The sequence below is a fragment of the Williamwhitmania taraxaci genome (assembly GCF_900096565.1).
Taxonomy (GTDB): Bacteria; Bacteroidota; Bacteroidia; order Bacteroidales; family Williamwhitmaniaceae; genus Williamwhitmania; species Williamwhitmania taraxaci.
Map to the genome: position 1 here is coordinate 23,794 of NZ_FMYP01000005.1, position 13,964 is coordinate 37,757.

The 13,964-nt window shown below is 38.8% G+C and carries 10 protein-coding genes; 8 read left to right on the plus strand and 2 right to left on the minus strand.

Features of this window, described 5'->3' with window-relative positions:
- Positions 1-10: 10 nt before the first annotated feature.
- The 8 genes from mnmG to BLS65_RS02255 all read left to right on the plus strand — a co-directional run bounded on the left by mnmG (position 11) and on the right by BLS65_RS02255 (position 9,965).
- Positions 11-1,885, plus strand: a complete 1,875-nt coding sequence (gene mnmG, locus BLS65_RS02220; RefSeq protein ID WP_092435178.1) for a tRNA uridine-5-carboxymethylaminomethyl(34) synthesis enzyme MnmG — start codon at positions 11-13, stop codon at positions 1,883-1,885.
- A gap of 100 nt (positions 1,886-1,985) precedes the next feature.
- On the plus strand, positions 1,986-3,608 hold the full coding sequence (gene ade, locus BLS65_RS02225; protein ID WP_092435181.1) for an adenine deaminase: 1,623 nt from the start codon (positions 1,986-1,988) through the stop codon (positions 3,606-3,608).
- Between the two features lie 2 nt (positions 3,609-3,610).
- Complete coding sequence (gene uvrC, locus BLS65_RS02230; RefSeq protein ID WP_092435186.1) at positions 3,611-5,410, plus strand: excinuclease ABC subunit UvrC; 1,800 nt, start codon at positions 3,611-3,613, stop codon at positions 5,408-5,410.
- A 195-nt stretch (positions 5,411-5,605) separates the two neighbouring features.
- A complete protein-coding gene (locus tag BLS65_RS02235; RefSeq protein WP_092435189.1) occupies positions 5,606-6,709 on the plus strand; it encodes a DUF4271 domain-containing protein in 1,104 nt (367 codons plus the stop codon).
- Positions 6,710-6,727: 18 nt separating this feature from the next.
- Positions 6,728-7,486: a uroporphyrinogen-III synthase gene (locus tag BLS65_RS02240; RefSeq protein WP_092435192.1), complete on the plus strand. Its 759-nt coding sequence runs from the start codon at positions 6,728-6,730 to the stop codon at positions 7,484-7,486.
- Between the two features lie 34 nt (positions 7,487-7,520).
- Positions 7,521-7,946, plus strand: a complete 426-nt coding sequence (locus BLS65_RS18990) for a ribonuclease P protein component (RefSeq protein ID WP_170829973.1) — start codon at positions 7,521-7,523, stop codon at positions 7,944-7,946.
- On the plus strand, positions 7,906-8,127 hold the full coding sequence (yidD, locus tag BLS65_RS02250) for a membrane protein insertion efficiency factor YidD (protein ID WP_092435197.1): 222 nt from the start codon (positions 7,906-7,908) through the stop codon (positions 8,125-8,127). Before BLS65_RS18990 ends, yidD begins: the two co-directional genes overlap by 41 nt.
- Positions 8,128-8,309: 182 nt before the next feature.
- Positions 8,310-9,965, plus strand: coding sequence for a S41 family peptidase (locus BLS65_RS02255; protein WP_092435200.1), 1,656 nt, complete (start codon positions 8,310-8,312; stop codon positions 9,963-9,965).
- Between the two features lie 75 nt (positions 9,966-10,040).
- Here BLS65_RS02255 and BLS65_RS02260 read toward each other — a convergent pair whose 3' ends face one another.
- Complete coding sequence (locus tag BLS65_RS02260; RefSeq protein WP_092435204.1) at positions 10,041-11,198, minus strand: ATP-binding protein; 1,158 nt, start codon at positions 11,196-11,198, stop codon at positions 10,041-10,043.
- A gap of 65 nt (positions 11,199-11,263) precedes the next feature.
- Positions 11,264-13,846 carry an AsmA-like C-terminal region-containing protein gene (locus tag BLS65_RS02265; RefSeq protein WP_092435207.1) on the minus strand — a complete coding sequence of 861 codons (2,583 nt, stop codon included), beginning with the start codon at positions 13,844-13,846 and terminating at the stop codon, positions 11,264-11,266.
- Between the last annotated feature and the right edge of the window lie 118 nt (positions 13,847-13,964).

Sequence of the window (13,964 nt, forward strand, 5' to 3'; positions counted from 1 at the left end):
TTTTAAATTCATGAGTTTTTCTTTTGATGTAATTGTTGTCGGAGCAGGTCATGCCGGCTGTGAGGCGGCCGCTGCGGCTGCAAATCTGGGTAGTAACACGTTACTTATTACCATGGATATGACCAAAATGGCTCAAATGAGTTGTAATCCTGCTATTGGCGGAATTGCTAAAGGCCAGATTGTTCGTGAAATTGATGCATTAGGTGGATATACCGGGATAGTAACTGATAAAACGAGCATTCAATTTCGAATGTTAAACCGCAGTAAAGGGCCAGCGATGTGGAGTCCGCGTGCACAATGTGACAGAACCCTTTTTTCAATTGAATGGAGAAATGTTTTAGAAAGTTTGCCAACTCTTTCTTTTTGGCAAGATAATGTTATTGGTTTGCTTTCTCATAATGGCTGCGTTACTGGCGTTGAAACAAGCTTAGGTATTCGATTTTATGCCAAGAGCGTTGTGATGACCAATGGAACTTTTCTTAATGGAATTATACATGTAGGGCGAAAAAACATTACAGGTGGTCGGTCGGGGGAACCTGGATCGGTTGGTGTTACAGCTAGTTTACTCGATCTTGGTTTTGAATCTGGACGAATGAAAACTGGTACACCAATGCGGGTAGATGGTCGTTCTGTGGATTTCTCTAAACTGACGATTCAGTATGGTGACAGTCCTGCGAGTAAGTTTTCTTTTCTAAATTCGATAAAGCCGGTTACGAAACAATTGCCGTGCTACACTGCATATACTAATTTAGATGTTCATGGTACAATCAAAACTGGATTCCTTGATAGTCCTTTGTTTAATGGTACCATTAAAAGTATTGGACCTCGTTACTGCCCCAGTATAGAGGATAAGGTTCGAACTTTTTATGATAAAGACCAGCATCAACTCTTTTTAGAGCCGGAAGGCTGGAATAGTTGTGAGTACTATTTGAATGGATTTAGTAGTTCTCTACCATTTGAGATTCAAATTGCGGCGTTAAAAAAAGTTGTTGGTTTTGAAAACGTAAAGGTTTTTCGTCCTGGTTATGCGATTGAATATGACTTCTTTCAGCCTACTCAATTGAAACATTCATTGGAGACTAAATTGATTTCCGGTTTGTTTTTTGCAGGGCAAATTAATGGGACTACAGGTTACGAAGAAGCAGCCGCACAAGGATTGGTCGCTGGGATTAATGCTCATCAGCTAATTCATGACTCGGATCCTTTAATACTCAGCAGAGATCAGGCTTATATTGGCGTTTTGATAGACGATCTTGTTAATAAAGGTGTTGACGAGCCTTATCGTATGTTTACCAGCAGGGCGGAGTATCGCATCTTGCTGCGACAGGATAATGCCGATGAAAGGCTTACACCTATTGCTTATGAATTGGGACTGGCTTCAAAAGAGCGCTACGATTTGATGTTGAATAAGCGTGAATTCGTTAGTCGGGTTATTAAGGCCATTAAGGAAACTAGTGTCACGCCCGGGCAGTTAAACTCGCTTCTTATTAGCAGAGTTAGCGCAGAGATATCTCAGAGTAAAAAGGCTATTGATATTCTATTACGTCCTGAAATATCAATCTATGACATTGTAGTTTTTATCCCACTGGTTGCTGAAATTGAGACTGAATATGATGGTGTTTGGAGCGAGGTGTTGGAATCCGCTGAGATACTATTAAAATATGCCGGCTACATAGAGCGAGAGCGAATTGTTGCCGATAAATTGAAGCGATTAGAGCATATAAAAATAAACCCAGATTTCGATTATGCCCAACTCGCATCACTGTCAACGGAGGCTCGGCAAAAGCTTGCAAGAATTAAACCGGTAGACATCGGTCAGGCTAGTCGCATTCCCGGGGTAAGCCCTTCTGATATCAATGTTCTCTTGGTCTGTTTTGGAAGATAGTTCCACGTGGAACTATTTTTTTCGTTTTATAGTTAAGTCGCGTTAGCGAAAACAAATAAGTGGCATTAATTGTTCCACGTGGAACAAAATACGTGTGTGTATGAAATTGTCTGGAAATATTGTTGACCTTGAGAGGTCGGAGGTTTATTACGGTGCCTTGTTTGTGGAAGGGGCGCGGGTTGTTGATGTGTTAAAGGAGGGGCCGGAGCGGTCCGGTGAGCGCTATTTGTGCCCTGGGTTTATAGACTCTCATGTACACATTGAGAGTTCTATGGTGTCTCCTTCGAGGTTTGGTGCGGAGGCAGTAAAGCACGGCACTGTGGCTGTAGTAACCGATCCACACGAAATCGCCAATGTTTTAGGTGTTCCGGGCATCGACTTTATGATTGAAGACTCAAAGAAGAGTCAAGTGAAATTTTATTTTGGGGCACCTTCTTGTGTTCCTGCTACGTTTTTTGAATCATCTGGAGCGATAATTGACGAGGGGGATATAGCGCGGTTAATGGCGCGTGACGACATTTTCTTCTTGGCTGAAATGATGAATTTCCCTGGGGTTATCTATAATGACCCACGGGTAATAAAAAAGATTGAGCACGCTAAGGAGTATGGCAAACCTATTGATGGCCATGCACCAGGATTAATGGGCGATCAACTTTCTGCATATGCTGGTGCTGGGATTTCAACCGATCACGAATGCTTTTCAATGGAGGAGGCAAGGGCCAAAATGAAACTTGGCATGAAAATCTTGATCAGAGAGGGTAGTGCGGCAAAAAATTTCGATGCATTGCATGAGTTAATTGCCGAGGCTCCGGATTTGGTGATGTTCTGCACCGACGATTGTCACCCTAATGATTTTAGAAATGGTCATATTAATCTGCTTGTAAAGCGCGCCATTGCGTTGGGATATGATTTTTTTTCTGTTCTAAAAATTGCGTGCTTAAACCCTATTGGTCATTATAAACTTGCTGTAGGGACTCTTAAAGTAGGTGATTATGCCGATTTTCTAGTTCTAAAGGACTTGGTCGCTTTCGAGGTTGTTTCTACCTATATTAACGGCGTTTGTGTTACCACTACAGAGGGAGTTTTGTTGCCGCTTTCTCACACTCCAAATAATTTCAATTGCGAAACAATATCGCTTTCAGATATTCGTGTGGAGGCAAAATCGCTTAAAGTAAGGGTCATCGAGATTGAGGATGGAGAGTTGATTACTGGATCTGGAGAGGGTTGCCCAACGGTTGTTGATTCGAGCCTTTGTTCGAATGTGGATGCCGATATACTCAAGATTGTTGTTGTAAATAGGTATGAGAAGGCTACCCCCGCAATAGGTTTTATTAAAGGCTTAAAGTTAAGTAATGGAGCAATTGCAACAACAGTAGCTCATGATAGTCATAATATTATATGTGCAGGTGTCTCTGATGAGGATATAGTCATGGCGATTAACCATATTATTGAAAATAAGGGTGGACTTTGTATTTATGATAGCAAAGAGTTGTCCATTTTACCGCTTCCGATTGCCGGACTTATGTGCGATTGTTCTGTAAATGAAGCGGCCGACAGGTATGAATCGTTAGAGAAACGAACTCGATCACTCGGTTGTACATTAAAAAGCCCATTTATGACTTTGTCTTTTATGGCTCTTATCGTAATTCCTGAATTAAAACTTTCGGATAAGGGTCTTTTTTCAACTTCGAAATTTGATTTTGTCGATTTGTTTGTGAATTAAGTATGGACACGTCTTTCGACTACAAAGTTGCACTTGAATCGTTACCCTCACTTCCGGGGGTTTACCAGTTCTTCGACCGGACTGGTAAGATTATTTATGTGGGAAAGGCTAAGAACCTCAGGAAGCGTGTTTCCTCTTACTTCAATAAAACACATCAAAGCGGCAAGGTAACGGTGCTCGTTCGTAAAATTGTCGAAATTCGACACATTATTGTCAATACCGAATCGGACGCACTTTTGCTTGAAAATACTCTGATTAAGCAATTTCAGCCCAGGTACAATATTTTACTCAAAGACGATAAAACATATCCGTGGGTAGTTATTACAACTGAAGATTTTCCACGCGTTTTTGTAACCAGGCGCACGGGCATTGACGGATGGCGCTATTATGGTCCCTATACCTCAGGAATTAGTGTGCGTGGATTAATGGAATTGTTTCGCAATATATATAAAGTTAGATCTTGTAAACTTCCGCTAACTACATCCTCAATTCGAGCTGGTAAGTTTAAAGTTTGTTTGGAATACCATATTGGAAATTGTCCTGCTCCATGCGAGGGTCTTCAGTCCGAAGAAAGTTACCACGATAACATTCGAAGTATTACTTCAATTCTGCGCGGAAATACGACTGACGTTATTAAGGAAATGAAAGTTTCCATGGCATTGTTGTCGGCTGAATTGAAGTTCGAAAAAGCACAATTATTTAAAGATCGTATAGATTTACTGTTGAATTGGCAAATAAAGTCAACCGTTGTAAACTCCTCTATTACAAATGTTGATGTTGTATACCTTTATCTAGAATCTTCTTTTGGCGTTGCTAGCTTCTTTAGGGTAGTGCATGGTTCAGTCGTCCAATCAATAACCTTTGAGGTAAAGGCTAATTTGGATGAATCCAAGGAAGAAATTCTTACCGTTGTTTTAAATGAATTGAAATTGCGGTTTGGTTTTTTATGCCGAGAAGTTCTTGTTCCTTTTTTGCCCGAAATAGAAAACTTTGTCGGTATTAATCTAATCATACCGCAGCGTGGTGATAAGAAAATACTACTAGATCTTGCAGAGAAAAATTGTAAGGAGCACTTGGCTTCAAAAATGAAGATTCTTGAAAAAGTTGACCCTGGAAGAAGGGCTGAGTTATTACTTCTGCGAATGCAAAAAGAATTGCATATTGTTAGACCGCCTAAGCGCATTGAATGTTTTGATAACTCAAATCTACAGGGGACAAACCCGGTTGCTGCGTGTGTTGTTTTTATTGATGGAAAGCCAGCTAAATCGGAGTATAGGCACTTCAATATTAAAACTGTAGTCGGTCCTGACGATTTTGCTTCAATGGAGGAGGTTGTGTTTAGACGCTATGAGAGGAGGTTGTTGGAAGGAGCTGAACTGCCTGATTTAATAGTTGTTGATGGTGGTAAAGGACAATTGTCTGCCACCTATAATACCTTAGAAAAACTTAATTTGCATGACAAGATACCGTTAATTGGTTTGGCGAAACGCCTAGAGGAGATATTCTCGCCTTTTGATTCAACTCCACTGTATCTTGATAAAAATTCTGATACACTGCGGGTCTTAATGTATATTCGGGATGAAGCTCACCGATTTGGAATTACATTTCATAGGAATAAGCGGAGTAAATTTTTCTTGGAAAGCGAACTCGATCATATTCCTGGCGTTGGGCAAAAATCGAAGGAGGCACTCCTTAGAAAATTTGGTAATCTGGATGCTATTAAAGTAGCTACTATTGTACAACTCCAAGAGGTGGTAAAATTGAAAATTGCTGGTAGTGTTTTTGGCTATTTCAATAATTAATTGGTTGTTCCGATGAATGATTCTATATCGCAGTTGCACATCTTATTAAACATGTTTTATTCGGCTTTTATCTTACTTTGTATTGAGTATATTCTATCTTCCTTCGGTCTGGGTGTTAATAATTCCGTCATTATGGGTTAAAATCGTTTGATATTCCTGTTATCTTTGCGATTAATATAGCTTCCAATTTTATCTATGGGAAATTTTGCAGAAGATAGTTTCAATATCTGTTTTCAGGCGGATTCCACTCAAGTGGTACAAAATGCTGGAGATAGTACCACCAAGTTGGTTCACCTTAAAGACTCACCAGTTGTTAAGAAAAAAGAACAACGTATTGAACATCTAGACTCGTCAAAAGCCACCTCCGTGGTTCAGTCTAAGTACAAACCTGTTTTTGAAACGCCCCAAACTAGTTATGCCAATGATACCATCTTTGAATTGCCAACAGTAGGTGATTTTGGATCAACTCTTCAAGGTAGTGTCTTTTTGGTGGAAAATTATTCAAATAATCTATTTAAAGGTGCTACTCCTTTAGTCTCTAAAAGACAAAGTTATAGTTTCAACGAATTTAGTGGACGTGTATTTACTGAAGTTGCTGGAAAAGAGAATAATACGATGTTGTCGGCGGGTAAACCTATTAAGCATTTTGTGTTTAATTCGTGGCTTTTGTTCATATTAATTATCACGCTATCAGCGAGTATGATTCTTTTTCGCCGTTATTTTCAAAAATATTTCGGCTTAATCCTTCTCAGTGCCATTAATATCCGTGAAGCCGAACGATTTTTTGATAGCAAAACAAGTCTCTACCAACGAATCTTATTTATTACGAATTCTCTTTTGATAGGTTCAATCTGCCTTGCTGTTTTCAATTATCTAACTCTCGTTTCTGACACTTTTGATTCTTCGGTAAAATCTTTTCTGATTATTGCTTTGGTTGTTATTGCATACCTTGGTTATCGAAATATATTGCTTTCCAGTTTTGCTGTCGTAAGTGATTTACGCGATTTCTTTTCTTCGTTGTCGTTTCATCATTTCGTTTTCAACTTTATAATTACACTTTTTCTTTTGTTTTTTGGAGTATTGTCAACCTACTTACCTTTCGAATTCCGAATTTTACCTCTTTATGGAAGCCTAATTATTGCATCTATGCTTTTAATAATGAGGGCATTAAGATCTCTTCGTCTTTTTATTTTGCACAGATTTTCTATTTTCTATTGGTTTTTATACTTTTGTGCGCTTGAATTAATGCCTTTAGCCTTTTTATTTTATGGCTTAAAAAGGTTAGTTATTATTGCCTAATTCTTAAATAATACGGCCTTGAAAATTAAAAGAGTTTTAATCTCTCAGCCTGAACCTCAAAGCGATAAGTCTCCTTTTTCTGAGCTTGCTACACGATACAGTTTAAAGATCGATTTTCGACCATTTATTCATGTAGAAGGCGTTTCGGCAAAGGAAGTAAGACAGCAAAAGATTGATATTGCGGCTCATACCGGAATCATTTTCACCAGTAGAACTGCAATCGATCATTATTTCCGGGTATGTGAGGAGATGAGGTTTACCGTTCCTGAAACGATGAAGTATTTTTGCATTTCTGAGGCAATTGCCCTCTACCTTCAAAAATACATTGTTTATAGGAAGCGGAAGATTTTCTACGGAGATTCTACCTTTAAAGACTTGATGAGCGATATTGTTAAACACAAGGAGGATAAGTTCCTTTTAATGTTGAGCGATATCCATAAGCTTGACATTCCAAAGGCCTTGGACAAGGAAAAAATCAAATACACCAAGGGTATCTTTTATCGGACTGTTAGCAGCGATGTTTCCGATATAGACTTATCAGTATATGATATTGTGGTTTTTTATAGCCCTAGTGGGATAAAATCACTTTTAACAAACTTTCCAGACTTTTCTCAAGGAGAGTTGCGAATAGGAACTTTTGGACCAACAGTTGCTAAAGCGGTAAAGGATGCCGGTCTTCGGCTCGATCTTCAGGCACCGACGCCTGAATTTCCTTCAATGGCCACAGCACTCGAAGTTTATATTAAGAAGTATAATAAAGAAAACGGAATTAAATAAGCACTGGGGGACTTACATCCCCCTTTTTTTTTCAATGGTAAAACTGTCTCTCACAAAAAGCGATCGTTTATGTAGCGAAAAGTTAATAAGCAGCCTATTCAACAACGGGCACGCTCATTTTCGCTATCCCATTCGTGTCGTTTATCGAAGAGTAGATTCAGGTTTCATTCAAAGCCAAGCACAAGGGGCGTTTTCTGTGCCCAAAAAACGATTTAAGCGCGCCGTTAAGCGTAACTTACTTAAACGACGGATGCGAGAGGCATATCGGCTTCAAAAGGGCGAATTTTATGACCGACTGAAAGCGGTTGACTCGAAAGTTATATTTATGTTTGTATACGCGAGTAATGAAATCTTAAGCTTTCAGATAATTTCCAAGTCTATAAGTGCGTTATTGGCGGAAATGGTTAGTTTGCTAGAAAATGAGAAAACTGTTAATAAGCCTACTGATACTTCCTATTAAGTTTTATCAGTTTTTTATTTCGCCTTTTTTTCCAGCAGCTTGCCGCTATACTCCAACTTGCTCGGCATACTCTATTGAGGCAATAAAACGTCATGGTCCAATACGTGGTTTTTGGCTATCCATTAAACGAATAGCATCATGCAATCCATGGGGTGGCCACGGACATGATCCTGTGCCGTAGCAAATTTTTTTATAATGGAAATCCAATGCTTTAGCCGAAATCTTTTGTTGACCGTATATTGTTGGGATGGCAATTTTTATGGGTTTAATCTAATTGTTACTCAAAAGTGTTATTAACGATCCGATAGCCCGCTTAGCGGAATACTTTATTTGAGTTAAACCAAGTTAATTCTAAATATCCTTATGAAAAGAATAAAAAAGGCATTAATCGTTTTTTCGGTTCTGTTTACCGTTGGATTTGGATTATTCACAGTTTTGGCGTTTACTTCCGATGATTTTAAAGTAAGCAAAAGCTTAGATGTTTTTTTTACTCTCTTTCGGGAGTTGGATATTTTTTATGTCGATAATATTGATCCAGAAAAGTTAGTTAATACCGGTATCGAGGCCATGTTGATGTCTCTAGATCCATATACGGAATACTATTCGGAGGAAGACAAGGGGGATTTTGAATTTCTAACTACTGGAAAATATGGTGGCATAGGCGCGATGATACAAAAGCGGGGAGTCATGGCTCGTATCATGGATGTGTACGAAGGAACTCCATCTCAAATTGGGGGTATCAGTGTAGGCGATTATATTACGAAAATTGATGGCGTTTCGGTAAATAACTTTACCAATGAGCAAATTAGCATGCGTCTGAAAGGGGAACCTGGAAGTAAGGTAACATTGGAGCTAAAGGATAGCTTTACCGATTCTCTTTATTCCAAAACTTTGATTAGGCAACGAATTGCTATTCCGAGCGTTCCCTATAGCGGGGTTATCGAAAAGGAGATTGGCTATGTACGCCTTAGCAGTTTCACCTTGGGTTGTGCCGACGATCTACGAAAATCTATTCTTGATTTAAAGGGTCAAGGTGCAAAGAAAATCATTCTGGATTTGCGCGGAAATCCAGGTGGTTTAATGGACGAGGCGGTGAAAATTGTAAATTTCTTTGTTCCAAAGAATCAACTAGTCGTTTATACGCAAGGAAAAACAAAGCAATTTGACTCGCGCTATTTTACCAACGAACAACCACTAGACACCATTATTCCATTGGTCGTTTTAGTAAATAGTGGAAGTGCTTCGGCTAGCGAGATCGTTGCCGGATCGCTACAGGATCTCGATCGAGCAGTCATTGTCGGTTCTCGCACTTTTGGCAAAGGGTTAGTTCAAACCACTAGGAAGTTGAGCTATGGTGGACAACTAAAGGTAACCACAGCTAAATACTATATTCCTTCCGGTCGCTGTATTCAAGCCATTGATTATTCTCACAGGAATGAAGATGGTAGCGTTGGACATATCCCCGATTCGCTCATAAAAGCATTTAAGACAAAAGCGGGGAGAGTTGTTTATGACGGCGGCGGTATTCTGCCCGATATTACGTTAAAAGCGGATACACTGAGCAATATCTGCATGAAAGCATACGCTGAGAATAGATTCTTTGAATTTGCTAATGTCTATCACCGATCCCACAAATCAATAGCCAATCCTGACACTTTCGTAGTAGACGAGACTGTCCTCAATGGGTTTATAACCTATTTGAATGAAAATGGTTTTGTTTTCAAATCGGAAGAGGAACGGCTTATCGATCGTTTGGATTCGCTGGTTTCAAAAAAATCTGAAGGGAAGAATCTTTCCTTAAATATTGAGGCGATAAGGAGCCAGGTTTCACGTGGAATCGCAAAACAGATAATTGAGAATAAAGACGATTTCAACTATTTTCTCACAGAGGAGATAGTCGGGCGCTACTACTTTCAGCGAGGATCATTTCAGGCGGCAATGAAATTTGATACCCAGCTGTATCGCTCGAAGCAAATAATTAATGATATTTCACAATACAAAAAGATGCTAGGCAGATAGTTATCGCGTTTTTAAAGGAAAGGAAAGAGGCCCATTGTTTGTAGCGATGGGCCTCTTTTTTTTGTTGTATCGTTGTTACTTTTTCAGGACAATACGAAATGTAGTGCCCCTTACCGAATCGGATTGAAGCACAAATATTTTCCCTTTGTGATAATCTTCAATAATTCGTTTCGAAAGCGATAAACCAAGTCCCCATCCTCTCTCTTTTGTGGTGAATCCTGGTTTGAAAATGGTTTTTGCTATGTTTTTTGGAACACCTTTTCCCTGGTCGTTTATATCGATGTAGGCCACCTGGATATCGTCCCTAACCGTAAATGTTATTGTTCCTTTTCCCTGCATTGCATCAATTGCGTTTTTAACCAAGTTTTCAAGCACCCATTCGAAGAGAGACTCATTTATTTTCACATAAACCTCTTCGTTGGGATTATATTTCTTTACAAAAACAATGCTTCCTGAAATACGCTTCTGAAGGTATCCTATTGAGTTTTCAATCTGGTCAATCAGGTTCAAGGATCGGAGGGATGGCGATGATCCAATTTTGGAAAAACGATCAGTGATTTTTTCAAGACGATGAATGTCTCTATCTAGTTCGACTAATAATGTATCCGGTAGCTCATTGTCTTTTAAAACCTCTAACCATGCCAACAGCGATGAGGTGGGTGTTCCAAGTTGGTGTGCCGTTTCCTTTGCCATCCCAACCCAAACAAGATTTTGTTCAGAGTTTCGGATGGATGAGAAGGCCAGGTAGGCTGCAAAAATAAATAGTATTAATACAATTAGTTGAACGATGGGGAAGTAGTAAAGCTTTTTAAGGATCGTGGAATCATCATAGTAGAGTAGATTCTTTTCCTTTTCTGAGATTGTAATGACGAATGGTTTGTGCTTCGCAGACATCATTTTTATCATTTTTGCCGCACGCTCCTTGGTCGAAATCTTAAGAGAATCTATATTTCTTGAACCAATTATCTCATTATTTCCATCGGTGAGGATCGTTGGCACCGTGTTGTTCTCTTCCAGTACTTTAAAGACAAAGGAGTAGTCGCGGTTCTCGTCCTCCTGTTGTTTCGACAACTCTTCATTTGCCGATGCCCACAACTCAATTTTCTTTTTTTCTTCCTTTGCGAGGTTTTTTACCAAATCGTGGGTAACCCAAAGCGATGCCAACGCAATTAACGATAGTAAGAAAAGGATAATGAGCTTAATGTGGAATTTTCGAGTGTAGAATTTTATCATAGTCGAGTACTTTTGGAGAGTTGTCAATAACGAAATTTTTCCGCAAAAATTGTGATGGGCTGGATTTATTCCCAATCAATCTTGAAACCGGAATTCTTCTTCAATGGTTTTTGCTTCGTTGTGTCAACAGGCACTATTTTTTCTTTGTTTTCTAATGGATCTGAAATTACAAAGCCGCTATTTTTCTTAGACTCTACCTTTTGATTTGAAATGGCATTCCTTTGCTTAAAAATGTTGCGCAGTGCCGTTCCTTCCTGCTTCAACCGCTTCCCCATGGTCTCTATAGCCCTTGCCTTATCGTATGAGAAGCTATAGTTTTCTGGAGTTCCTGTCAACTTGATAAAGAGCGATCCACCGTTTGGTTCTTCTTGCTCTACTATTCCTAAGTCGCTTCTGAATTGGTTCGCCTTCTTTTTTCGAGACCACAGCAAATCCATGAGCTTAATTCTCATTCTATAATCGAAAGAACCACTTAGCTTGTGAACACCTGAAACATTGATGTTCAATGCATTGTTTTCAATTAACATCTCGGGTATTACAATTTCGTTATTTTCAATGTGGATCGTGTTCTTCAGTTTTCTAAATCGAATCGTCTCCAACTCCTTAAGATTTATAAAACCGGATAGTTTTTTTAGCGGTTCGTAATTTTTTAAACAGCCGTCAGTAATTTCAATGGTTGAAAGGCAAAATAATTTATTGTTTAGTAGTTTTCCGTTTTCCAATACTCCTTTTAGGTTTATATCGCCATCGATTCTCCCCGAAAGGTGCTGACTGCTTATAAATGTTTGGTCGAAATTATTGAACGTATGAAATAAGCTGTCGACATAAATTCCGTAGACTTTTCCGTTGAAAGAAACGGTGTTTTCATTATTTATTAATTGGTTTTCGAGGTTAAAGAGTGTTTTTCCTCCTAGCGTAATCAGTGATACATTATTTAACGAAAAGGATTTAGTAGGAAGATATATTAATGTTCCGTGTGCGTCGCTACCGCGCAGTTGACGGAGAGCAATTTTCTTTGCTACAAAATTGATCTCGATTTTAGAAATAATTAGTGGCGTTTCGGCAGAATCAACCTTGACTTTCGTGGTAGACGATTCTTCCGAAAGGCCCCATTGTGGCAGATTTAAGTTAAGATCAGGGCTAGAAAGATTTCCCTTAATTTCCAGAGGAAGTCGATTATTTGCTGCAAAGAAGGATTGCCGCCAATGTGGAATAGTGCCAGAAAGATCTAATTTACCTAAGCTTCCATCAAGGGAGAGGTGCTTAAATACCAATGAGTCAGAAATGCCAAGCGATCCAGAAATGTTGCTGAAGTTAAGATCTGGCGACTCTATGTTAAGTTTGCTTATTTCAACCGTTCCGAGGACCTTTAGATTGTCTGGATTAAAATTTGTGATGCTAAATTCGGTGGAGAAAAAGGTAGCATCAATATTTATGTTGTCCCCAGTGATGGTCGGTGAACTGATCTTTAATACTTTTGAGAATACTGTAGGTGAAATATTGCCACTTATTTTGGCCGAAAGAAGATGATTCTTTGGCAAATAGGATAATGAAAGTGTGATTGTTTTGTCTTCATGTAAAAATGTCGTTGGCTCTACAATAATTTCTTTAGGCAGCAGGATTTTATTTTGTAGACTTGCTTTTATTTTTATTTTTGAATCGATGATTTCAATGGGTACATCCCTGAGAACAATTACTTTTGCGTCATCTATCTTGGCTATCGCCTCAAAATCTATATCCCAAGCTTGTGGGCCAATAATGCTGCCGGTAAGATCTATCGTTGCTTTGCTGTGTGACTTAATTTCGATTTCCTTATTCTGAAATAGAAATTTGTTGAGAAACTTTTCGTTTGGTAATAATACCGAAAAATGGCATTTTCCATTTAATCTTTCACTTAACTTAACAGAATACATTCCACTGATTGATATGTATTCAGATTTATACTTTATATTTTCTAAGGAAAGACTGTTTCCGTAAATGTAGTAACCCTTTACTTCTATTGCTGCTTGCTCACTTAAGGCATCAAAGTTTCTGAAATTGTTTGTTTTCAGCTTGCGGACGTTTATTTTTAAACCTCCCATTAATCCCTGATCGGTTACTGTTCCTGCAAAACTAGCATCCTTTATGCTTAATTGTTGGAAGTCGTTCGCCGCCTTGTTGGTATACAATATTTCAACATTCTTTATTTCGATCAACCTGATCTTAAATGCAGAGGACACGCTGTCTGCGGTTTTTTTAAATAGATGGATATTGGGTAACTTCCCGTCAGCTTGCGCGATTAGTGTAATAGTTGCATTGTTTATGTCTATACCTCTAACAGATATTTTTCCTCTGATGAGATCTATAAGATTAAGGTTAATATAAAAACGTTTTACCGAAAGCAAGGTATCTGTATTTTGAAAACCGGGATACAGAACGGTACTGTTTTCAAGAACGGCGGAGGCATTAGGGAAGTTCTCTATAAAGGAAAATTTGATTTTTTCGATCCTGACAGGCAATGCAAGTTGGGTCTGTAAATCTGCTATAATCCAGTTAACCACACGCTCTTGGAAAATGGCTCCTAGTAAAATCAGAAGAAGAATTAAACCTAGAAGCAATGCAAATGTCCACTTTATGATGCGGATGGCAATTTTTCTTATTTTTGACATGGCGGTTATGAATAAAATCTCAGCGAAATGAAATCTGTGAAAAGTTCTTATCTTGCATAGTTGAGCTATACTGTTACAATGAAAAGAACGACAAATATACTCCTGTGTTTTATTTTGT

Excerpts from the sequence above, each read along its gene's own strand:
- BLS65_RS02260 (WP_092435204.1), bottom strand. The coding sequence starts at position 11,198 with ATGATAAAATTCTACACTCGAAAATTCCACATTAAGCTCATTATCCTT.
- mnmG (WP_092435178.1), top strand. The coding sequence starts at position 11 with ATGAGTTTTTCTTTTGATGTAATTGTTGTCGGAGCAGGTCATGCCGGC.
- yidD (WP_092435197.1), top strand. The coding sequence starts at position 7,906 with ATGAGAAAACTGTTAATAAGCCTACTGATACTTCCTATTAAGTTTTAT.
- BLS65_RS02235 (WP_092435189.1), top strand. The coding sequence starts at position 5,606 with ATGGGAAATTTTGCAGAAGATAGTTTCAATATCTGTTTTCAGGCGGAT.
- BLS65_RS18990 (WP_170829973.1), top strand. The coding sequence starts at position 7,521 with ATGGTAAAACTGTCTCTCACAAAAAGCGATCGTTTATGTAGCGAAAAG.
- BLS65_RS02255 (WP_092435200.1), top strand. The coding sequence starts at position 8,310 with ATGAAAAGAATAAAAAAGGCATTAATCGTTTTTTCGGTTCTGTTTACC.
- ade (WP_092435181.1), top strand. The coding sequence starts at position 1,986 with ATGAAATTGTCTGGAAATATTGTTGACCTTGAGAGGTCGGAGGTTTAT.
- BLS65_RS02265 (WP_092435207.1), bottom strand. The coding sequence starts at position 13,846 with ATGTCAAAAATAAGAAAAATTGCCATCCGCATCATAAAGTGGACATTT.
- uvrC (WP_092435186.1), top strand. The coding sequence starts at position 3,611 with ATGGACACGTCTTTCGACTACAAAGTTGCACTTGAATCGTTACCCTCA.